This window comes from Streptomyces lomondensis, from assembly GCF_014651035.1.
GTDB lineage: Bacteria > Actinomycetota > Actinomycetes > Streptomycetales > Streptomycetaceae > Streptomyces > Streptomyces lomondensis.
In genome coordinates this window covers 260,011-281,759 of record NZ_BMWC01000007.1, presented here as the reverse complement: position 1 = coordinate 281,759, position 21,749 = coordinate 260,011, and the positions used below count along the sequence as shown (strand labels likewise).

Here is a 21,749-nt window from a genome sequence, read left to right as displayed (position 1 = left end):
ACGACGTAGCCCTTCTCTGGCATCAGGTGGCTGATTGCTGTGAGCGCGGCACGGGCGTCGGCCGGGCTGGAGCGGGGCGGAGACAGGAGCGCAGGCCCGGCCGGGGGCCGGGCCGCGTGCAGTGAGCGGAGCGAGCCGCTTTGAACCCGTGAAGAAGGTTGTTACTCAGTAGTGGCTGTGATGCGCCACAAGGGTGCGTCGTACTGTTTCGGGCGGCTGTTGATGAGTAGCTGGCGCAGGTCTTCGCGCAAGGAGCCGTTGAGGTTCAGGGCCTCGGTGATGCGGCGGTACGTCGTGTGGGTAACTCCGCGGCTGTGGGCCTCAACTTCGAACTGGTCGAGCTGAGACAGGTGAGCTTCCGGGCCTACGCGGAGAAGTGGGTGGAGGAACGGGAGCTCGCGCCGCTGACGCAGGACCTCTACCTCTACCTCATCGACAAGCACCTGTTTGCCTTCGCCGACCTGGACTTGGACGAGATCACCGCGCCCCGAGTCCGAGAGTGGCGGGCTGAACGGCTGCGGCTCACGGGTGCCAAGACGATCACGGCCAAGGCGTACCGCCTCCTCAAGGCCATCATGGAGACGGCCGTGGACGACGAGCTGATCACGCGCAATCCGTGCCGGATCAAGGGTGCGGGTAAGAAGAAGGCCGCCGAGCGTCGTATCGCCACCGTCGACCAGGTGGACGCCCTCGCCAACGCGGTGGGCATGCGGTGGCGGCTCATGGTCTACCTCGGCGCCTACGGCCCACTCCGCCCGGAAGAGCTGGCCGGTCTCTGGCGACGGGACGTCGACCTGGACAACCTGCGCCTCCGTGTCCGCCTCGCCGAGCCGGAGCGGATGAACGGGCGCCGCGTCCTGGGCGACACCAAGTCCGAGGCCGGCACCCGGACTGTGATTCTTCCCGCCTTCCTCCGCCGGGAGCTCCGTTGGCACCTGGAGTCCTACGCCGAGCCGGGCCCGGACGGACTGCTCTTCGTCGGGGAGAAGGGGGCTCCCTTCCGGCGCAGCACGTTCGGGCGTAAGTGGCGGAAGGCCCGGGAGGCCGTCGGCATGCCGGAGGGCTTCCGGTTCTACGACCTGCGGCACACCGGGCACACCCTCTCCACCCGTTCCGGTGCCACCCTGAAGGACACGATGGTCCGCGCCGGACAGTCGTCCGAGAAGGCCGCGCTGATCTATCAGCACTCCGACGAGGAGCGCCAGGAGGAGGTCGCCGCCGGCCTCGATGCCACCGTCCGGAAGGCCCGGGAAGAGGCTGCCCGGAAGACGGCCGAGACACCTTCTGGCACGAATCTGGCACGCGGCCAGTGATCACCCCGGACAGCAAAACGGCCCAGGTCTCTGACCTGGGCCTTCGTCATGGAGCGGGTGACGAGAATCGAACTCGCGCTCTCAGCTTGGGAAGCGACGGCGCTTGCGCGGTCGCATGCCGCCTGAACTGGTCTTATGCATGCTGGCGTGGTGCCTGAGAATGCAGGATCGCACCGCTGTTGACCGCGGTTGACCGGTCTTACGGGCACGCTGTGGGCACGGCTTCGAAGGGACGTCCATGCCGAGGGCTGCCCGGGTCGTCGTGGCTGCCGCACACACTCGATGCGGAGTCAGCGGTAGGCGCCCTTGCGTGTGCACGTCCTCGCGCCAACGCACGCGACGGCGTCGAGCTGTACGTCCCTTGCTCTTGTAGGAGCGGCCCCCCATCCGCGATAAGTGTCGCGACCTGCCCTGCTTCTGCAAGGCGGGTCGCGACGCCCCAGCAGTCCTCAGCCAGAACTGCAACCAAGCCTTGAACCCGCTACATGCGGCTAGCGGATTGCTGTGCCGAACGCCTGTCCTGCGGCGGGCAGGCCGTTCTGGCCGGGCTGGTAGGTGGTGACCGCACCCGTAGTGCCGGCGCTCGCGGCCCAAGGGAGGGCGTGCACGGCGCCGTGGGTGGCCGGCCCATTGGGCATACCGATGTAGAGCCGGGTGCCGGTGGTGTGGATGGCGTTGCCGACGAGTTGGTTCGCGCCCGCGGCGCCTGGCAGGCCGTTGCCCGCTGCGAGCCAGGAATCGGAGTCGCCCGGCGCGCCGAGGAGCGAGAAGGTCTGCACGGCGCCCGCGCTCTTCACCGTGCCGATGGCCTCATTCGGTACCCCGACCGCCAGCCGCAGGCCGGCGGCGGTGCCGACTGCGTTCGGCGCGGTGTTCACGGCGGACACGCTCGCGCCGAAGCGGTCACCGGCCTCGGTGTCGTCCGCAACGCCAACGGCGTCCTGCCCGATGTCGGCGAGCTCACTGACAGTTCCGGCCGCGGTCACCCGGAGCGTGACCACCCGTCCGGCGTCAGCCCGACTGGTGCCGTTCACCGAGATGGCTTCGCCGGGGGAGCCCACGACGATCAACGTGTCCGTCGCGGCCGGGGCGCCGGAGGGGCGGTAGGCGACCGCTGAGAGCGAGGCGCCGAACTCGTCGTCGGCCTCCGCCGAACCGCTGATGCCGGCGGTGTCCTGGTCGATGCCTGCTATGGGGGCTGGGATTGCGTCCGAACTCAGTTGATGCTTGAAGACGGTGACGCTGCCGGAGGCGGTGTTGGTGCCGATGGCCTCCTGCGGGGAACTGATCGCGATGTGGTGGGGAGAGCCGCTGACCGAGGTGCCGAACCGGTCGCCCTTTTCTGCCACTCCGGGCACGCCCGGGCTGTCCTGGCCCAACGCGACATTGACACTGCCGCGCAGGTAGAAGGTGTTGCCCGCGTCTGCGTTGCTGCCGGTGTCCTCGCCCGGCACGCCGATGAGCAGGTACGGCTCACCATCTGCGGTATGACCGGCGGCGAGGGCGTGGCCCATCCGGTCGCCGGCCTCCGACGCGGCCGACTTGACGGCGCCCGTGCCGGTGCCCTGCTCCAGGGCGAGGGCGGCCTGGCCCTTGGTCAGGCCGCCGGGTGCGCCGTGCAGCACGGTCACGGTGCCGGCGTCGGCGGCAGTGCCGATGTCCTCGGACGGGGCGCCGACGACGAGGTCGGTACAGCCGTCCTCGTTACGATCGAACACCGCGAGCCGCTCGCCGAACAAGTCACCCGCCTCGGCGCTGTCAGGCACGGAGTCGAGGTCCTGTGTGAACTCCGCGGTGCCCTTGCCGCCGCCGTAGAGCACGCGGACGAGGCCCGCGTTGGCGTCACCGCCGACGGTTGCCTTCGGGTCGCCCACAGCGATGTCCTCGGCGCCGTCGCAGTTGAAGTCGGTGATGCGGGGAGCGCTTGTCTTGGCGGTGACCCAGGCGCGTACGTCGTCGACCCGGGTGTCGATCGCGGCCGTGTTGGTGACGGCCGCGTCAATGCCGAAGCAACCACCGTGAGCAGAGCGGCTGTTGACGGCGACGAGCTCGACCTTCCCACCCGCTTCGCGTAGTGCGGGTCCACCGCTGTCCCCCGCGCAGACGGCTGCTCCGTCCTTGCCGGTGATGCCGACCTGGGTGGCTTCCACCGTGTTCACCGTGAAGGTCCCGGTGTGCAACTTGAGAGGGGCCCACTCATCCTTGGTGCGGCCGTATCCGGCGACCCGTAGCTCCTCCCCGGCTGCGGGTGCGGTGGCACTGAGGGCGACCGGTGCGACGTTGGGAACCGGTCTGGCGAGCCTGGCAAGAACAAGGTCGCGGTCGGCGTGGGGCACAAGCTCCACAACGTCCCGCACGTGGCCGCCAGTGGTGGTGAGGTCGGTGCGGCCGATGGTGGCGATGGTCTTGAGCGCGGGCTTGCCGGCGGGCAGGGTCAGACTCGCGGCAGGGTTCTCCGCGAAGCAACTGGCAGCGGTGATCAGCCACTCCGGGTCGATTAACGCCGCGCTGCACGCCTTGGTGCCGTTGCCGATATCGAGGCGGGCGGTGAAGCCACGAGTGTTGTCCGTCTCCGCAGGCCCGGTGACAGCGTGGGCGGGCAGGGCCGGAGCGCCGATCGCGGCAGCGGTGACCAGGGCCGCAAAGGCGGTTCTTCGGGTGGGGTTTGTGCGCATGCTGTGAGGTCTCCGGTTACTTGCTCGTACGGATCTCGACGAGAACGTATTCGTCGCCCTGAGGATCAGTGGACTCTCCGACCGGCGTCCAGGCGCCCTGGGCGACCTCGACCTCCTGCGGCGTGCTGTCCGGCGCGGTGAGGGTCACGTCAGTGGTGTGAGCGGCCGCCCCCTTGACCGAGAACACCGAGGGGATCTCCACTGTGAGGTAGCCGGAAGTTCCGGTGGCGCGGAAGCAGATCTTGTCGACGTCCCGCGACAACACCTCCATCAGCCCGGTGCCGGAGGAGCAGTCGGCGAGGACGATGTGGCCGTCGCCGCGTTTGAGGATGATCCCCTTCTCTTCCTTGATCTTGTCGGCGCCCGGGTACGTGAAGTCCTCGACCGCATAACCGGGTTGGCTGCCGGCCACCGTCGCCGAAGCGGGGGATGCGCTGTCCGGGGAGGAGGCGGAGGCGCCGATGAACGCAGCAGCGCAAGCTGCCGCGGCCGCAGCGGTGACGCTGATCCGTTGTACGAGCTTCATATGAAGTCCCTTTTGTGAAGGGGGTGTTGAGGGAACGCGGAATTGAAACATGCGTGCCCTTCTGGAGTCACTTGCTTAAATGGGTCATCGTTGACGAAATGACTCGTACGGTCTTGTGGTCTTTCTCATCGCGTCATGGGTTGCCGGCAGGTAGGCAACACGCTCTCTTCACGCCTATGGTTTCGAGGCGTATCTGTCGTGTCCCTGTTTCTGACTATCGGACTCTGCAGGGCGTAGAGAGCGGCTGAACATCGGCGAGGGACAGTACGTGATCAGGGGTATGGAACCCCCACTCCACATACCGCAACCGATGGAGGAGTTCTTCTCTACGCGGCCACTGAGACCCGCAGCCGGCGAGCCGCCCCGGCCACGACGACCAGCCGCGTCAGGCGCGTCGGCCGGTCTGTCACGGTTGGGCTGGCTGGATGCGTTACGCGGCCTCGCAGCACTCGTCGTGGTATTCGACCATGCTTCGTACTCGTACATGGCGGACTTCCGGCACGAGTTGATGCCTCAGTTCAACACCAGCCGCTACGGCATCATGGTGTTCTTCCTGGTCAGCGGCTACATCATCCCCGCGTCTCTGGAGCGCCGGGGCAGCGTCCGGACGTTCTGGATCGGACGGCTGTTTCGCGTGTACCCCCTGTGGGCGACCGCCGTCGCCGCACTCCTTGCCTTCGACATGCTGGGCTTCGCGGAGCGGCGTGAGTTCGACGGGCAGGGCGCCGCCGCTGTGGTCCTCGCCCATGTGACCATGCTCCAAGAGCTGTTGGGGACACCCAATCTCCTGCTGGTCCTTTGGACACTCTCGTACGAGATGGCCTTCTACCTGCTCGTCGTCGCCCTCTTCACGGTCCGCCTGCATCAGCGGTCGGCGGCGATCGCGGTCACCCTGGCCCTGCTCGCCGCCGTGAGCGTAGCGGCGGGGGTCGCGCTGCAGGCCTCCGCCGTTTCCCACATGTTCGGCAGGGGCCCGCTGATCGCGCTCACCGCCGTCGTCATGGTCGTCGCCATCAGCTGTGCGTGCACCGCTTCACCCGCGCTGCGCGTGTTCGGCGGCGTGCTGGGAGGGGTGTTGGCGCTCGTCCTGGTGCCGCTCAACGGCACCGTCCCCATGTGGGAGGGCCTGGTCATCCTGGCCGTGATGTTCCTCGGCACCGCCGTCTACCGGGCCGAGCACGGTCAGAGCACATGGCGGATCGCGGCCTGCGCAGCCGCCGTGGTGCTCGTCTGCGCCGTGGCAAGCGCGTACTGGCACGGTGACGCATCCAACTTCACCCGGCGCGGCTGGATCACGGCGTTCCTGCTGGCCGTGGTCACATTCGGGATCGGGCTGGCGTTGCGCCGCCGGCGGATACCACGGCTGTTGATCTGGCTGGGGACACTCAGCTACTCGGTCTACCTCGTGCACCCGGTGCTGCTGGCAGTGAGCGACTCCATGTTCGGCCGGTGGCGGCATGACAGTCTCGGAGTCGCAGTGGCGTTCTACGGCGTGCTGTTGCCGGTGTGTGTGCTGACCTACCGGTACGTCGAAGCGCCGTTCCAGACATGGGGTCGCAAGCTGGCCCGCCGCGTGGAGCCGCAGTGACGAGCGCCAGTACCGTGCACGCTCCAGATCCCGCCGGCCAGCTGGCAGAGCAGCTTGGCGGTGAAGTTTCGGCGCACGAGATCCGCAGGCGATCGGCCGCGGCGGGGGCGTGAGGCTCCTGCCGGCTCTGGCGTGCCGGTCACTGGATCAGCTCGATGTGCGGGTGGGACGGGTCGGCCGGGCAGGCGTGGAGCTGGAGGTTGTTGCCGCCGGCGATGTCGATGAGGGTGAAGTTGCTGTCGTGCGCGCCCAGGCGACGCGGGGCCGGGGTCGTCCGTTCCTCCTCGGGGATCCAGGTCACACTGCCGGAGTCCCATTCCCAGGAGGCGATGGTGAGGAGCGGGGCCTCCTCGGTGCCGCACTCGGGGCAGGGGCGGTCGACGGGGTCGGTGACCATCCAGTTGGTCCAGCCGCCTGTCTTCCAGCCGGGAGCGTGGCAAAGGTTGTTCAAGTAGAGCTCCTGCGGGTCGTCCGCGTACGAGCTGTACAGCGCGGGGTCGACCGTCTCCCAACGGCTCATGTCCTCCAGCTGATCGCTCAGCTCCTCGTCCAGCTCCAGGGGGTTGGGGAATTCGGTGACCTGCTCCGGTGAGAGCAGGCACGGCTCCGGGAGGTAGTCGCCGAGCTGGATGATCGGCGGCTCGGGCGGTGCGCCGAGGACATCGGTGACGGTGGCGGAGCGGCGCCAGAACAGTGCGGTCCTGGGATGGATCGCCCCGTCGACCGGGTGGTCGAAGGGGCACCACAGGACTTGGAGGAGGTCCGCGTCGGGCGGACAGAGAAAAGGGACGTCGCGGGCGTACAGCTGGGCCACGGGCAGGAGGGGGATCGGGCCGTCGAACCACGGGCGGCCCGCCCTGAGCCGGTTTTCGGTCTCCAGTTCCTCGGGGGTCCACTCGGGCGCCTGAGGGTCGCGGCGCAGCCGCTCGGTCGCTACCGCGCGGTCGCGGCGGAGGAGCCGGATGTCGTCCGGCGCGTGGACCACCGGCGCCGCGCGCTTGTCGTGCGGTCCTTCGCAGTGCGGCCACGGCTCGTCGGCGGGCCACAGCAGCGGCCCGCCGACGGAGCTGTCGTGCACGGTCGGCGCCCCCGGCCGCGGGTGCAGCCGGGTCGCCGTCCGCGCCAGCGGGGCCAGTTGAGGGAAGAGCGCGGTCACGTCGACCGGCCGCGGCGGGGTGGTGAAACTCATTCGGGCTCCCGTTGGCGCGCACTGCTGGAGAACGGTCGATCAGTTGCCGAGGTTGAACTGCAGGGTGTTCGCCCTGGTGTTCGGAATGTAGACGTTGGGGAAGAGCTCTTCGGTCGTTCCGTTCGCCCGTTCGATCGTAGCGTTCATCGTGACCCCCACCGGGATGGTGCTGTTCGCGTCCTTGTAGACGGGTGTCACCTGATAGAAGACCGCGTCGTTCGCTCCGAGACCGGGCGTGGTGCCCTTGATCAGATTCTCCGCCTTGCTCTCGTACGTCCGCATGCTGGGCGTGCCCGTGTTCATCCCCACCTGCCAGCACGGGACGAGGTTGAACTTGGTGACCGCAGACGTCCCCTTCCCGCCGAGGACCCTCGCGATGAGATGACACCGGGCCAGCGAGTCAGTGAATCCGCTCGCCGTCTTGAACGCCTCCGCGTCCTTCCAGCCGGTGATCGCCTTCTGAGTTCCGGTCCCCTGTTTGATCGCCTTCCCCAGGCAGGCCTGCGCCTGGGTAGGCCGCAGTCCGGGCCCGTCCGCCGGTGCGGTCTGATTGATGAGGCGAACCGGCTCGGTGGTGTTCTTGAACCAGCCGTCCCCGTTGGGAAGCGAGCCGGCCGGTGGGGGGTCGTTCAGGCAGGAGGCCTGCGGGCCGGTGTCCGGCGTCGAGATCGTCAGCTCGAACTGGTCGGCGTCGATCACCCGCTGGTCCTTGAAGCCGTCGGCGAGCTGCGCGTCGGCGAACTGCTTTTCGGCGGGCGTGACATGGGCCTGCACGCAGGGAGCGGCGGGGTCCATGTCAGTGCTGTCGTTGAAGACGTACGTGTCCCATTCGCCGTTGCCGAGGTTGGGAATCACCTCGACGCACCGGTCGCCGGCGACACCGCCCTCCTTCGCCTCACCGAAGGGGAAGTCACCGCAGGAGTCGGCGTCGACGAGCTCCGGCTGGGCGATGAAGCCCCCGCAGGTGGCGGCGGTGCGGCCGGACACGCCGCTCGTCGACCGGGTCAGGGGGTTGCCCTTCTTCCCCCAGGCGCCGTTGAGGTTCTTCTGGGCCCAGCCGTAGGCGGCCACGGCGCCGCCCGCGTCCGCGCTCGTCGCCTTCATCGGCACGACGGCCATGACGGAGGGGACGGCACAGCCCGCCACCGAAGTGCCGCCGACCGCGTCGTCGCACCTGATCTGACGCGCGTTCTTCCACGACGCGTTCGGGTCGGTCACCGTCGCGCCCGGGGACGTCACGTACATCGCGTAGGACGTGTAGAAGGAGGCGGCGGAGCCCGTCGTCCGGGGCGAGGAGTAGGTGACGGTTCCGGTCAGGGTCTGGCCGAGGGTGATGGCGCCGCCGTACCAGGGGGCGGTCTTGGTGGCCGTGCAGCCGGCGTCGCAGGACGCGCGGAACTTGGCGTTCAGGGCGGTGACATCGCCGGAGGCGCTCGTCATGGTGGCGGTGACCTGCTCGCTCCAGGTCGTGGCGGTCGCGGAGAGGTCGGCTCCGGTCGAGACCGCCAGGGTGCCGCGTCCGATCTCCAGGCCCCTGCTGTCGCGGAGGATGTAGGTGACGTTGATGCCGGTCACGCAGTACGAGAAGCGCTCGTAGCTGTAGTTGCCGGGGTTGGTGATATCGCAGCTGCCGGCGGCGGCCGCGGCGGTGGCGGTGGCGGCGAAGCCGGTGCGGGTCTTCGTCCTCGCGGGGGCGGGGGTGACCGTCACACAAGACTCGACGGCACCCGCGCGGCGCTCCTTGGAGCCCGGCGCGGTGGCGGTGCAGTCCTCACCGGAGCCGGCCGCGAACTTGCTTCTCTCGGTGGCCTCCGCGCTGGGCGCTGCGGACTTGGTGGTGGGTGAGGCCTTCGCCGTCGCGGGCGGCTCGGCCGCCTGGCTCGTCGCGGCTGTCGGGATGACGAGGGTCAGGGCGGTGAGGACGGCCAGGACCGTCGAGCGGGCGCGTCTCCTTGTGACGCGCCCGCCGCGTATTCCATGCATGGAGGCAGGAACTTTCCGTAAGGGGAGGGGGGCAGGGGGCGCCGCCTGATTGCGTCGCCCCCGGGGGAGAGAACGGGCGGGATCAGGCCGCCAGGCCCCAGATGTCGCTGAGGCCCTTCGTGATGCCGGAGACCAGGTCCTCGCCGGTGTCTGTGATCTTGCTGACGACGGGCTTGACGAGGCCGCCGCCGAGCGCCTTGTCGGCCGCGCCGACCCACTTGTAGGCGCCGAAGGAAACCAGGCTCAGGCCGGTGCCGACGGCGGATTCCCAGAAGGCGCCGCTGGTGAAGCCGTGCTCGATGCCTGTGAAGAGGCTGCCGAGGGCGCCCGCGCCCGCGGACACGCCGGCGAAGAAGCCGGCCGCGGCGAGGGCCGGCGGGAAGACGAAGGCTGCGAGGGCGCAGCCGGCCGCCAGGAACCCGGCGCCGATGCTGACCACGTTGGCGGCGTCCGCGTAGAACTGGGCGTCGTTCCACCACTCGTCGGCGTCGCCGTCCGCGGTGCCGTTCGGGTTGACCTGGTTGTTCTTGTCGTTGTTGGCCGGGTCCCGCTTGGCCTCGCGCTCCTTTTGGGCCTTGAGCGCGGCCGCCTTGGCCTTCGCGATCTCCTCGGCCCGCTTCTTGTCGGCGGCGATCCGCTTGGCCTGGGCGTATGCGGTGGCGGCGGCCTTCGCGTCGGCGGAGGCGGCGAGCTCGGCCGTGCGGGCCGCGGCGGCGGAGCGCTGCGCCTCGGCGGAAGAGGCGAGGGCCGCGCGCGCCGAGTCGACGGCCTTGTTGGCCGAGTAGTTGGCGGAGCGGGCGGCGCCGCGGGCGGTGGCGGCAGCGTTCTTCGCCTTGGTGGCGGAGGCCCGGGCGTCGGCGGCCGACTTGTCGGCGGCGTCGGCGTTGTCCCGCGCCTGCTGGGCGTAGTCCTTGGCCTTGGCGGCGGAGTCGAGGGCCTTCTGCGCCCACTTCTGGGCCTCGGCACCAGCCTTGCGGGCGTCGGCGGCGGCCTTCGAGGCGAGGGCCGCGTCCTCCTGAGCCTTCTCCGCGATCTTGGCGGCGGCGGCGATGGCCCCGCGGACGGCGGCGACGTGGGTGGCGGCGTCGAAGTCGAGCTGAGCCGTGCGGTACTGGATCACGGTGATGAAGTTGCGCAGCATCCACGCCGGTCCTTCGAGCGCGACCTCCGCGTAGGCCTTGGTGAAGGCGCCCCCGGTGTTGATCAACTGGACGGCCCGGACCCGGTCGTCCTCCTTGACGGCCAGCGGGTATGCATGGTCGAAGAAGTAGTTGAGGGACTCGGTGGTGTTCTCGTCGAGCGCCTTGTTACCGGCCTCCTTGACGGCCTTGCCGGCATTGTCGCCGAGGATCTTGCTGATGGCGACGCGCAGGTCGTCGTCCGAGGCACGCTTCATGCCGCCGGTGAGGAAGTCGCCGACGGCCTTGGAGTCGGTGCTCTCCAGCGCGGCCGCAGCGGCCGCGGCGACCTTCGGGCCGCCGACCGTCGCCACGTGGAGGGTGGTCTCGCGGTCGTCCTGCGTCTGGGCGAGGGCCCGGTCGAGGTCGATCCAGGCGTAGACGTCGTCGTCGGAGCCGGCCAGCGCGTGCTGGGCGGCCTGCCGGGTGTTGGCCCCGCGGGCGTCGATCAAGGCGACCGCGGCCTGCCTGCCCAGGGTCGCGGCGACCGACATGTCTCCGGAGTACAGGGCCTTTTCCGCCTTGGAGATGAGGTCCTTGGTCGCTTGGGTGGTGCGCTCCTCCATCAGCCGCTTCTCGCGGACGTCGGAGAGCTCGGCCTGCTCGATGGCGGCGAGCTGCTGGGCCTCCTCAAGGGCCTGCTGCTTGTCCTGCTTCAGGGTCTGCGCCTCGGCGGCGCGGGCGTTCTTCTCCACCTGGATGGCGTCGCTGACGGCCTGGGTGGCGATGTTGGCGGCCTTCACGGCCTCCGCGGCGTGGGCGGTCGACTTGTTGGCGTAGTCGATGGCCTGACCTGCGAACTTCACGGCCTCCTCAGCGGCGTCCGCGGCTTTGTCGGCGTGGTCGGCGGCGGAGTTGGCGGCGTCGCGGGCGGCGCGGGCCGCCCTGGCGGCGGCGGTCGCCAGGGACTGGGCGGCGGAGGCGGCGTTGGTAGCGCGGTTGGCGGCGCTGGTGGCGATGGCGGCCTGGCGCTTGGCCTCGTTGGCCTCCGCCTGGGCGGCACCGGCGGAGACGGCGGCCTGGGCCGCGGCGGTCGCGGCGGCGGCCGAGTTGCGGGCGGCGGAGGCGGCGGCCAGGCCGGCGGCCGAGGCCGCGTCGCCGGCGAGGGCCGCCTTGGCGGCAGCGGCGGCGGCGCTGCGGGCCTTGGCGGCGGCGTTGCGGGCGGCCACCGCGGCGTCCTTGGCGCCCTTGGCCTGGCCGGCGTCCTTGGACGCGGCGATAGCGGCGTTGTAGGCGCGGGCGGCAGCGTTACCGGCCTTCGCGGCGGCCTGGGCGGCGCCTGCGGCGGCCCAGGAGGCGCGGCGGGAGGCCTGCACGGCGGCGTTGGAGGCGTTGACGGCGTTGCGGGCGGCGTCGGCCGCGCCCTTCGCCGCACTCGCGGCCTTGCGGGCCGCGGCCCCTGACTTCCGCACGTCGCTCTGGGCGGCGGCGGCCTCGGCGGCGGCCTTCTCGGCGGCCTCCTTGGCCTTGGTGGCGGCGGTCTCGGCGCGGGCCCCGGCCTCGACGGCCACGTTCGTCTCGCGCTCGGCGCGCTTGCCCTCGCGCTCGACGACGGCCACCAGCTCCTCGATGGTCGCCGACTCCTGGTCGCGGGCGCGCGCGATGTGCTGGCCGGTCTCCATGAACCACTCGACGTCGTTCGCAGCGCCGCTGAGAGCGCGGTCCGCGTACTTCCGCACCTCCGGGCCGCCGGTCATCAGCATGGTGCTGACCTGGACCCGGGTGTCCTCCAGCCGCGCGTCGTACTGCTCGTCGGCGAGGAAGGCGATGAGGGCCTGCTCGGTGCCGGCGTCGAGGGCGGCGTTGGCCTTGCGCGTCACGGCCTTGCCGCCGGTGGACGCGACGATGCTGGTGGCGACCTGGAGGTCCTCCAGAATGGCGGGGGCGAAGCCCTCCGACAGGAAGCCGGCTATCGCTTCGTCGCCGTTGTCCAGGGCGGCGACGGCCGCTCGGCGCAGGCCCTTGCCCGCGCGGTCCAGGCTGCGGACGATCGCGACCCGGTTGTCCTGCACGGTCTGCTTCGGCAGCGTCTCGGCGAGGAAGCTCCGGATCTCGGTGTCGGTCCCGTAGAGGGCCGTGGCGGCGGCGGCCTTGACCCCCTTGCCGCCGGTCAGCCACGCGCGGACGGCCTTGGCGCGCTCGGTGTCCGGCAGCGGCACCGGGGCGGCGCCTGCTGTCTCGGCGGCCGCGGCGGTGGTCGGCCGCAGGACCGAGGGGGTGGAGGCGACGGCAGTGGCGGCCGCGAGCGCGCCGAGGACGCGGCGTCTGCTCCATAAAGCTGTCTGCATGCGGGACTTGTCCTTCTACGAGTTATGCGGTGACGTGTCGGATTTCACGTCGTGATGGAGGGCGGGTCCGTGGATCGACGTTCGCCACAAGTCGTGGACAGTATCAACGTTGTAGGAATACTGCGGAAGTTGGGGTTACTGAGGCCCGAGCAGTGCACGGAGTGTGCAGATTTGACGGACCGGCACATTTTTACGCAATCGTGGCGCCTGCTCGGTCACGGGATGGGTGCCACCACGACGCGGATCTGGTCGTGGCCGCGCTGAACATGGCAGCGGCCACCCTCGGCGGCGACGTCCGGGGCTTGGCGAAGCCCGCTTGACGCGCCGAAGCCGATGGTCGCGGCTTGCTCGGAACCGCCGGCCCTCGCCCCTGGTGCATTCGCCGGTTTCAGGGCCGTACCACTGGAGCGCCTGGCCGGTGACTGCGGCGATGTACTCGAAGTCCCGGTCGTGGTGGAGCAGCGTCAGTCCCTGCAACTCGGCCGTGGCGGCCACTACGAGGTCGATGGCCCCGGCGCTGCGGTGCTGTCCGCGCTGGGTGAGGACCTCCTGGACCCGCCAGGCGCCTGCCGTCGCACCGGCCCACGACGTCGTAATCGGCTGCATGGACGCACGCTAAACCCAACGTGCGGGTTTTCCCGGTCATCCAGCTCTCGGCTTTCTTCGCGGCCGGCTGGGCCGAGCCGATCTGCCGTGGGCTGCCCAACTCCGCGAAATGAGGGACCAGAGAATTCGCCACCCAGGCGATCACTCAGCGAATGGCTACCAGCGGGTCCGATTACCAATTCCCAGGCGGACGAACCTTTCTGGTGATTAAACGTGCCGCTGTAACCGTTCCTTTATCGGCTGCCCGCACCCAAGCCGGTGTCACCCTTGCTAGCTTGAAGCCCGCATCTCCGAGGCGAGGACGGCGAGTTCACAGCTCGCCGAGGCAGGGCTCCCCCATACCTTCACAAGAAGGCCCTATTCGAGGGCCCGGAAACCGTAGCGGTTGAGTTTCGCTGCTTCCGGTCACGCTTCACGCCATGCCTTTCGGAACCCACACCCCCAATAACTGGAAAGCGCACGTAAGTGATGAGATCCCTTCAGCGTTTCGGCCCCGGGCTGGAGTAATCGTCAAGATCTGTGGATCGGTTGATCTCACTTTCGTTCGGGTGAGTTGATCGCGACGAGTTCGACTTCGAAGCCGTCGTCGTTCTCCAGGTAGGCGGCGTAATGCTGTCTGCCGCCGGCGTAGGGATGCTGTTCGGGAAACATCAGGTGCCAGCCGTGTTGGGCGGCGTTGGCCACCAGCCTGTCGACCGTGGTGGCGTCTTCAACGTGGAAGGCCAGGTGGTTCAGCCCTGGGCGGCAGCGGTCGTGGTCTTCGGCGGTGAGGGCCGGCGACTGCTCGATGACCAGGTAGGTCGGTCCGAGGCGCCAGCTGCGTCCGCCTTCCCAGCTCTGGAAGAGGGCATAGCCCAGCGCCTCCAGCAGCCAGCCGAGTGAGGCGAGCGCGCGATGGATGTCCGGCACCCACAGTTCGACATGATGCAGCATGCCGTGCGACGGTCGGCTCATGCAGCGACCGCCTCAGGGCGTTCGACGAGCTGGCCGCATTCGAAGCGGGCTCCGGCGCGGACGAGGGCGACGAGGTGGGGTGCGTTCACGGCCCGCCACCGCTGCTGGGCGGACTCGACGAGCTTGAAGCACACGGAGGGCACGGCACCCTCGAATTGGACTAGACAACAGGCAAACCCCAGGCCACTGACCTAGGGTTTCATTATGGAGCGGGTGACGAGAATCGAACTCGCGCTCTCAGCTTGGGAAGCTGATGTTCTACCATTAAACTACACCCGCGTAAGACGCCGACCGGAGTCGGTGTCCGAATGCTCGCCCACTCTACCTCATGCCAGGCCCCCGGTGTTCGCGCCGCGGGGCCTGAGGGCTTTTCAGGGATGGGATGCGGCTGCGGGGGAACGGAGTTGGGGCGTACGGTGGGGGCGTCGAGGAGGGCCTGGGCGGGACCGGAGTGCCGCCTGGAGGGCCGTCCCTTTGATCCCGTACTGTGGCTTTTGTCGTCAGGCAAGCAGCAGCCAGACGCGGCTCTTGGGGAAGGGACTCTTGGACTTGATGGAGCGCACCGTCGTCCGCTGTGCGGATGGGCACGTGTTCACCACCGCTTCGTTCCCGATGCAGCAGGCCGAGCGGCTCGGCCCTGGCCGGCTTCTTCGGTGTCCGCGCTGTGCGCGGCTGAGGAGCGTGGTGCCCGTGAGCTACCAGAAGCGGTAGCGGACAGAGCGAGCGGACAGAGCGACAGCAGCAAGCGGCGCAGGCGCGCGGAGTCGTCCGGTTGTGGGCGCTCCGCGCGCCTTGCGTATCCTCGGGGCGTGCTTCTCTCAGACAAGGACATCCGGGCCGAGATCGACGCCGGGCGGGTGCGGATCGATCCGTATGACGACGCGATGGTGCAGCCGTCGAGCATCGATGTGCGGCTGGACCGCTACTTCCGGGTGTTCGAGAATCACCGGTACCCCCACATCGACCCCTCCATCGAGCAGGCCGATCTGACCCGGCTCGTGGAGCCGGAGGGGGACGAGCCGTTCATCCTGCATCCCGGCGAGTTCGTCCTCGCCAGCACGTACGAGGTCATCACGCTGCCCGACGATCTCGCCTCCCGGCTGGAGGGGAAGAGCTCTCTGGGGCGGCTGGGGCTGGTGACGCATTCGACGGCCGGGTTCATCGACCCAGGGTTCAGCGGGCACGTCACGCTGGAGCTGTCCAACCTCGCCACCCTGCCCATCAAGCTGTGGCCGGGCATGAAGATCGGGCAGCTGTGCATGTTCCGGCTCAGCTCGCCCTCCGACTTCCCGTACGGGAGCGAGCGGTACGGGTCCCGGTACCAGGGGCAGCGGGGGCCGACCGCCTCCCGGTCCTTCCTCAACTTCCATCGGACCCAGGTGTGAGCGACAGCGGCATGAGCGCGGTGCGGGAGAACCTTTCCTACGAGCAGTTCGGCGTCGCCGTGCGCGAGCTCGCGCAGGCCATCGCCGACGACGGGTACGAGCCCGACATAGTGCTGAGCATCGCCCGGGGCGGTGTCTTCGTGGCCGGCGGGCTCGCCTACGCCCTCGACTGCAAGAACATCCATCTGGTGAATGTGGAGTTCTATACGGGGGTGGGGACCACCCTGGAGATGCCCGTCATGCTCGCGCCCGTGCCCAACGTGATCGACTTCTCCGAGAAGAAGGTGCTGATCACCGACGACGTCGCCGACACCGGCAAGACGCTCAAGCTGGTGCGCGACTTCTGCCTGGACACCGTCGCCGAGGTGCGCAGCGCCGTGATCTACGAGAAGTCCCAGTCGCTGGTGAAGTGCGAGTACGTGTGGAAGCGGACCGATGAGTGGATCAACTTCCCGTGGTCCGTGGAGCCGCCCGTGGTGCGCCGCAGCGGCCAGGTGCTCGACGCCTGACCAGCACAGAAAGCAGCACAGAAAGCAGTAGGGGCTCCCCGAGGGGAGCCCCTTTCCCGTGCGCGGAGCCTCAGACCGTGCCCAGCTTCACGATCGACAGCAGCGCGATCAGCTGGATCGCCGACGCGCCGAGCGCCTTCGGCCAGGGCAGGTCGTGGGAGCGGCCGACCATGAGGGTCAGCAGGGCGCCGCCCGCGATCCACGTGGCCCAGCCCAGCAGCTGGACGAACATCGCGTCGCCGCCGGCGAACATCGCGAAGACCAGGCGGGGCGCGTCCGTGAGGGACATGATCAGCATGGAGAGGCCGACCGTGGGCTGCCAGGCGCCGTCGCCGCCGAGCTGGCGGGCCAGGGTGTGGGTGACCACGCCCAGGATGAACGCGCTCAGCACCATCGCTACGGCCGTCGTCAGGACGATGGGGATCGCGTTCGAGAGTGTGGCGTTTATCGCATCCGCGCGGGCGCCGTCGAAGCCGAAGACGGCGAGCAGGCCGTAGAGGAACGTGACGATCAGGGCCGGGCCCCACATCGTGTAGTCCCGCATCTGGAGGAACGTCTGGTTCGGGGCGAGGACGATCCCGCGGAGCAGGGCCTTCCAGTGCAGGCGCGGGCCGACCGGGCCGGGTGGCGGGGCGGCCGAGCCCGCCCGGTAGGTGTCGCCCTGGCTGTAGGGGTCCTCGCCGACCGAGAAGGCCTGGGTGTGGCCCGGGTTGTTCGCCGCGTACGGGTCGTGCGGGCCCTGCGGGCCGGGCGGGTACGCGCCGTCGCCGAAGTACTCCGGCTCGCCCGGGCCGCCGTAGCCGCCGCCGGCCCCGGCGTTCGGCTGCGGCCAGGTGGGGCCGCCGCCGTTGCCGTACGGCTGCTGAGGCGGGTACGGCTGCGGCGCCGGCGGGTAGCCGTAGGACGGCCCCTGCGGCGTCTGCTGCCCGTTCGGAGGGTTGTGCGGTCGCGTCTGAGGAGCGCCGTTGTTCCGGCCGCGTCCGATCCTGAATCCAGCCACGTCTTCGAACGTACCTGTTCCCCGGCGGTCGCGTGCCGGGCCCGGGCTTCCGGGCCCGGCTTTGCGGCCGAGCTGTGACATCCCTTAAGGGGCAGGGCCCTTGGGTGTCCGTGGGGCGTCAGGGTTCGGCCGTACGGGCTCGCCCCGGACCCTCACGGTGGTGTCGGCTAGAGCATGTCCTGGCCCAGCCTCAGGTAGCCGGTCGTCGACATGCCGAGCGAGCCGGGGCCGAAGCTGATCGCGTTCTTGGTGGTCACGCCCGAGGCCGAGCCGCGCAGGCTGTAGAGCGCGCCGGAGGGGTTGGTAACTGCTCGCCGGGAGGTGCGCACGAGGGCGCGTCAGCTCGATCGTGTGATGCCGCTCGCGAGCTTGCGGCGCACTGGGCCGACCGGGTTAACGTGATCGTGCGAGCTGGAACGCTGGCACGGCGCCAGCGTGCGGAGCCCCCGCTCCACCAGAGCGAAGGTCCGGGGCCTCTCCGTCGCCTCTGGCCGTACCCACATGGCCAGGTCGCGCAGGGAACCGGCCTCCCGGGCCAGGATCACGCACAGGATGCGTGTCGCCGCCCCGGGGTTGAGTACGCCGGGGACCAGTGTGCCCAAGACCGTTCGGGGCGTGCGGCTGAACGGGCTCACTCCTGCTCAGTCTTCAGGAACGGTGGTTCTCGCCGTCGGAGCCGACGGACAGGTCCACCTTGCCGTCGCCGTTGAGGTCGGACAGGCGTACGGACGCGCGGAAGCGGTCGGCGGACTCGGCGGTGCCGGGGACGTCGGCCGTGTTCTGCGCGAAGGACTGGGCGCCGGTGGCGGTCAGGCCGGCCGCCGAGCCACGCAGGACGGTGACGCTGCCGGCGATCTTGGCGCTGCCGACGTCCTCGTGGAGCGTGCCGACGGCCAGGTCCCCGTAGCCGTCGCCGTTGACGTCGCCGCCGGCGAGGCTCTGGGCGCCGTAGATGCTGCTGCCGGTCTGGAGGCCGGTGGCGAGCTTGTGGCGGGACGCCGCTCCGGACGCCTTGGTGATGCCCTCGTGGATCCAGACGTCGCTGCCGGTGCTGCCCACGGCGAGGTCGGGCCGGCCGTCCCCGTCGAAGTCGGCGACGGCGAGGGACATGCCGTACTCGTCGTGGGCGGAGACGGCCGGGTCGGAGACGCCCCGGCCGCCGGACAGGCCGCTCTTGCCGCCCCAGACGACGGTGACGGAGCCGCCGTCGGCGTCCGATCCGACGTCTTCGCGGACGCTGCCGATCACCAGGTCGGCGTATCCGTCGGCGTTCAGGTCGCCGGAGGCGAGGGACTTGCCGAACCGGTCGTCCTGCTCGGCGGTGCCGGGGATGCCGGCCGTGTCCTGGGTGAGGACGGTGCGGCGGGCGGCGCTGACGCCGTTCGCGGAGCCGTAGGTGACGACGACGGCGCCCGCGTCGGTCTTGCCGGCGACGGGCGTGTAGGGCGCGGCGGTGGCCAGGTCGCGGTAGCCGTCGCCGTTGAAGTCGTCGGCGTACCGGGCGGGGGCCGCCGCGGCCTGTACGGCGGTGAACAGGGCGGCGCCCAGCGCGGCCGTGGTGGTGAGGGCCGCGAGGGTGCGGGGGGTGCGGTGGGGCATGGGTGATCCTTGCCGGTCGGATCGGGTCGGGTCGGGTCGGATCGGGTCGGATCGGGTCGGATCGGGTCGGGTTGCGTCGTACGGTGGCCGGTCCGGTCGGTCCGGCCGGTCAGTCGGGCAGCGTGCCGCCCAGTTCCGGCAGGGTGATCGCGCCGGTCTTCGTCGGCACCGTGCCGGTGCCCCGCATCAGCAGCGCGCTGCCCGCCGCGCCCACGGCCAGGTCCGCCTTGCCGTCGGCGGTCAGGTCGCGCAGGCGGACGGTGTAGCCGAAGGAGGCGTAGGAGTCGGCCGGGCCGAGTACCGTCTGCGCGATCCACGAGGAGCGGGCGCCGCCGAGGCCGCCGGAGCCGCCGCGGAAGACGTGGACACCGCCCTGGTCCTCCGTGCCGTCGACGTCCTCGTGCGGGACGCCCACCGCGAGGTCCGCGTAGCCGTCGCCGTTGGTGTCGGCGGCCGAGATCGCGTAGCCGAAGCCGTCCCCGGCCTCGGGGCTGCCGGAGACGCCCGTGGTGGCCTGGGTGAAGGTGGTCGACGTGCCCGGGCCCGACGCCGTGCCGCGCCAGATCGTGACCGCGCCCTTGCCGCCGTCCCTGTCGGGCAGGCCGAGCGCGATGTCGCCGTAGCCGTTCTTGTCGAAGTCGCCGATGACCGGGCTCGGGTAGAGGCCCTGCTGCCGGTCGCTGAGGGTCCTGGACGCGCCCGAGGCGAGGCCGGTGGAGGTGCCCTTCAGGAACCAGGCGCGTTCGCGGATGTCGCTGCCGTTGATCTCCGTGCCGATCACCACCAGGTCCGTCCGGCCGTCCCCGTCGACCCTGCCGGCCGCGAGGGCGGAGGAGTACCAGCCCGCGGACCCCTTGTCGATCTTGCTGACCTTGCCGGTCGTGCCCGACTTGGTGAAGGGGCCGCGGTACAGCCACGCCTCCTCGCCGCCGATCACGGCCAGGTCGGGGGAGCCGTCGCCGGTGAAGTCGCCGGTCGCCAGGTCGCGGCCGAAGTGGCCGGCCGCTCCGCCGGCGGGGGTGAGGTTGGTACCGCCGGACAGGCCGGACTTCGAGCCCCAGACGACGGTGACCGTGCCGCGGTAGTCGGCGCTGCCCACGTGCTCGGTCGGGTTGCCGACGACGAGGTCCGCGTAGCCGTCCTTGTTCAGGTCGGCGCTGGCGATGGACTCGCCGAACTGGTCGTCCTCCTCGCCGGATCCGGGGATGCCGGCGCTGTCCTGGTGGATGCGCTGGACGCGGGAGGTGTCGGGGCCGGTGGCGGTGCCGTAGAGGACGGTGATGGTGCCGCCCTGGCGGTCGACGTCGTTGTAGCCGCCGTAGGCGAGGTCGCGGTGGCCGTCGCCGTTGAAGTCGTCGTAGTGCTTGGCCACGGCGGCGGAGGCGGGGGCGGTAAGCAGCACGGGGGTGACGCCGGTCGTCAGCAGGGCGGCGGCCAGGGCGGCCGTGGTGGATCTGCGCGTGAGGGGCATGAGGGGGTCCTCTTCCGGGTCCGTCAGCCGATGAGGCCGGTGCCGAAGGCGCCGTACGAGCGGGTCTGGCCGAGGCTGCCCGGGCCGAAGGAGCGGGCGCCGTCGGTGACGGGGCCGGTGGCCGAGCCGCGCAGGGTCGTGATCGCGCCGACGCCCTCGTCCTCGAAGCCCGCGGTGATCGTGAACTCGGCGCGGCCGTCCTTGGTGACGTCGGCCAGCAGGACGTCGGAGCCGAAGTAGTCCATGGCCTCGGCCGAGCCCGGGACGCCGGTGGTGGCCTGGGTGAGGGTGCGGGCGCCGGTGCGCGAGACGCCGGAGGCCGAGCCGTTCATCAGGACCGTGGCGCCGGTGTCCTCGGTGGTGCCGACGTCCTCGAAGACGACGCCGATGGCGAGGTCGCCGTAGCCGTCGCCGTTGACGTCCCCGATGGAGACCGAGCCGCCGAAGCCGTCGTCCGCCTCGTCGCCGCCGGGGACGCCCTCGGAGTCCTGGGTGAGTTCGGCCATGGGCGCGTCGCCGTTGACGGGGCCGCCCTGCGAGCCGCGGATGACGACGACCTCGCCGCCGAGGCTGCCGCTGTGGTCGTCGTCCTTCGAGAAGACGTTGCCGAGGGCGATCTCGTCATAGCCGTCGCCGTCGATGTCGCCGAGGGCGAGGGACGTGCCGCCGTTGAGCGGGCGGGGGACCGAGGTGTCCGGGCCGGTGGGGGAGCCGAGGTAGGCGACGCCCTTGGACCAGCTGCCCGACTCGGCCGAGTCGAGGCGGACGCGGTAGGTGAGGACCAGGTCCGACCGGCCGTCGGCGTTGGTGTCACCCGCGTCCATCGCGTCGACGCTGTACGCCGTCTCGGGCGTGCTGATCTTCCGCGCCGCGCCGGTGGTGCCGGTCGTGGTGAAGGGGCCGCGGACGACGTAGACGTGGGACGAGCCGGTGCCGACGGCCAGGTCCGCCTTGCCGTCGCCGTCGAAGTCGCCGGCGGTCAGCAGCCGGCCCCAGTTGTCGTGCCCGGAGACCGCCGGGTCCTTGACCGTGGTGCCGTTCTTCAGGCCGCTCGCCGAGCCCCACAGCACGGTGACGGAACCGCCGTCGCCGTCCGTGCCGACGTCCTCGCCGGAGGAGCCGACCGCGAGGTCGGTGTAGCCGTCGCCGTTGAGGTCGGCCACGGCCAGCGCGTCGCCGAAGGTGTCCTCGGCCTCGGCGGCACCGGGCACACCGGCGGTGTTCTGGCTGACCACCGTGCGCTTGGCCGGGTCGAGGCCGGTGGCGCCGCCGTAGACCACGGCGACATAGCCGGCCATGCCCTGGCCGTCGACCTTGGCGTACGGGGCGGCGAAGGCGACGTCGCCGTAGCCGTCGCCGTTGAAGTCGGCGGTCGGGCCGCCGGCGGGGGCGGCGGTGGCCGCCGACGCGGGCAGGGCGGTGAGCAGGCCGGTGGTGAGGGCCGTGGCCAGGAGGAGGGTGCGCTTGCGCATCGGGGTCCCTGTC

At 70.3% G+C, this 21,749-nt stretch carries 14 protein-coding genes, 1 tRNA gene and 3 pseudogenes; 4 read left to right on the top strand and 14 right to left on the bottom strand.

Translation table 11 applies throughout. The features are described from left to right. Window positions 1-161 precede the first annotated feature (161 nt). Window positions 162-356 (bottom strand): annotated as a pseudogene (locus tag IE255_RS39340) (DUF1152 domain-containing protein); the annotation flags it as partial. Here IE255_RS39340 and IE255_RS24315 point away from each other — a divergent pair. Further along, on the top strand, window positions 297-1,313 hold the full coding sequence (locus tag IE255_RS24315) for a tyrosine-type recombinase/integrase (protein ID WP_229906546.1): 1,017 nt from the start codon (window positions 297-299) through the stop codon (window positions 1,311-1,313). The pseudogene IE255_RS39340 and the gene IE255_RS24315 sit on opposite strands and share 60 nt — an antisense overlap. Before the next feature lie 491 nt (window positions 1,314-1,804). On the opposite strand, the gene IE255_RS24310 is transcribed toward IE255_RS24315, so the two are convergent. Both IE255_RS24310 and IE255_RS24305 read right to left on the bottom strand, forming a co-directional pair. Then, the gene (locus tag IE255_RS24310) at window positions 1,805-3,988 is read right to left on the bottom strand and encodes a trypsin-like serine protease (protein ID WP_190052487.1); all 2,184 of its coding nucleotides are present in this window, start codon (window positions 3,986-3,988) and stop codon (window positions 1,805-1,807) included. Between the two features lie 16 nt (window positions 3,989-4,004). Next, on the bottom strand, window positions 4,005-4,514 hold the full coding sequence (locus IE255_RS24305; protein ID WP_190052486.1) for a hypothetical protein: 510 nt from the start codon (window positions 4,512-4,514) through the stop codon (window positions 4,005-4,007). Between the two features lie 412 nt (window positions 4,515-4,926). On the opposite strand from IE255_RS24305, the gene IE255_RS24300 reads away from it, so the two are divergent. Next, window positions 4,927-6,102 (top strand): acyltransferase family protein, encoded by a 1,176-nt coding sequence (locus IE255_RS24300; RefSeq protein WP_229906545.1) that lies wholly within the window; start codon window positions 4,927-4,929, stop codon window positions 6,100-6,102. A 139-nt stretch (window positions 6,103-6,241) separates the two neighbouring features. Here IE255_RS24300 and IE255_RS24295 read toward each other — a convergent pair whose 3' ends face one another. The 7 genes and pseudogenes from IE255_RS24295 to IE255_RS24270 all read right to left on the bottom strand — a co-directional run bounded on the left by IE255_RS24295 (window position 6,242) and on the right by IE255_RS24270 (window position 14,579). Further along, window positions 6,242-7,291: a hypothetical protein gene (locus IE255_RS24295; RefSeq protein ID WP_190052484.1), complete on the bottom strand. Its 1,050-nt coding sequence runs from the start codon at window positions 7,289-7,291 to the stop codon at window positions 6,242-6,244. Between the two features lie 39 nt (window positions 7,292-7,330). Beyond that, window positions 7,331-9,274, bottom strand: coding sequence for a DNA/RNA non-specific endonuclease (locus IE255_RS24290; RefSeq protein ID WP_190052483.1), 1,944 nt, complete (start codon window positions 9,272-9,274; stop codon window positions 7,331-7,333). Between the two features lie 82 nt (window positions 9,275-9,356). Continuing rightward, window positions 9,357-12,740, bottom strand: coding sequence for an ALF repeat-containing protein (locus IE255_RS39950; RefSeq protein WP_190052482.1), 3,384 nt, complete (start codon window positions 12,738-12,740; stop codon window positions 9,357-9,359). Between the two features lie 378 nt (window positions 12,741-13,118). Beyond that, a pseudogene (locus IE255_RS39320) lies at window positions 13,119-13,304 on the bottom strand (PIN domain-containing protein); the annotation flags it as partial. 576 nt (window positions 13,305-13,880) lie between these two features. Further along, complete coding sequence (locus IE255_RS24280) at window positions 13,881-14,279, bottom strand: VOC family protein (RefSeq protein ID WP_229906544.1); 399 nt, start codon at window positions 14,277-14,279, stop codon at window positions 13,881-13,883. A 17-nt stretch (window positions 14,280-14,296) separates the two neighbouring features. Further along, window positions 14,297-14,425 (bottom strand): annotated as a pseudogene (locus IE255_RS24275) (IS256 family transposase); the annotation flags it as partial. Window positions 14,426-14,505: 80 nt separating this feature from the next. Then, a tRNA-Gly gene (locus IE255_RS24270) sits at window positions 14,506-14,579 on the bottom strand. 530 nt (window positions 14,580-15,109) lie between these two features. On the opposite strand from IE255_RS24270, the gene dcd reads away from it, so the two are divergent. Continuing rightward, window positions 15,110-15,685 (top strand): dCTP deaminase, encoded by a 576-nt coding sequence (gene dcd / locus IE255_RS24265; RefSeq protein ID WP_190052480.1) that lies wholly within the window; start codon window positions 15,110-15,112, stop codon window positions 15,683-15,685. A gap of 11 nt (window positions 15,686-15,696) precedes the next feature. Next, window positions 15,697-16,194 (top strand): phosphoribosyltransferase, encoded by a 498-nt coding sequence (locus IE255_RS24260; protein ID WP_190052614.1) that lies wholly within the window; start codon window positions 15,697-15,699, stop codon window positions 16,192-16,194. Between the two features lie 70 nt (window positions 16,195-16,264). On the opposite strand, the gene IE255_RS24255 is transcribed toward IE255_RS24260, so the two are convergent. The 4 genes from IE255_RS24255 to IE255_RS24240 form a co-directional block, all read right to left on the bottom strand. Then, entirely contained in the window at window positions 16,265-17,275 is a 1,011-nt protein-coding gene (locus IE255_RS24255) for a Yip1 family protein (RefSeq protein ID WP_190052479.1), read from the bottom strand. Between the two features lie 567 nt (window positions 17,276-17,842). Beyond that, window positions 17,843-18,793 carry an FG-GAP and VCBS repeat-containing protein gene (locus tag IE255_RS24250; RefSeq protein ID WP_190052478.1) on the bottom strand — a complete coding sequence of 317 codons (951 nt, stop codon included), beginning with the start codon at window positions 18,791-18,793 and terminating at the stop codon, window positions 17,843-17,845. 109 nt (window positions 18,794-18,902) lie between these two features. Continuing rightward, the gene (locus IE255_RS24245; RefSeq protein WP_190052477.1) at window positions 18,903-20,264 is read right to left on the bottom strand and encodes an FG-GAP and VCBS repeat-containing protein; all 1,362 of its coding nucleotides are present in this window, start codon (window positions 20,262-20,264) and stop codon (window positions 18,903-18,905) included. A 23-nt stretch (window positions 20,265-20,287) separates the two neighbouring features. Then, window positions 20,288-21,736: an FG-GAP repeat domain-containing protein gene (locus tag IE255_RS24240; protein WP_190052476.1), complete on the bottom strand. Its 1,449-nt coding sequence runs from the start codon at window positions 21,734-21,736 to the stop codon at window positions 20,288-20,290. Window positions 21,737-21,749 lie beyond the last annotated feature (13 nt).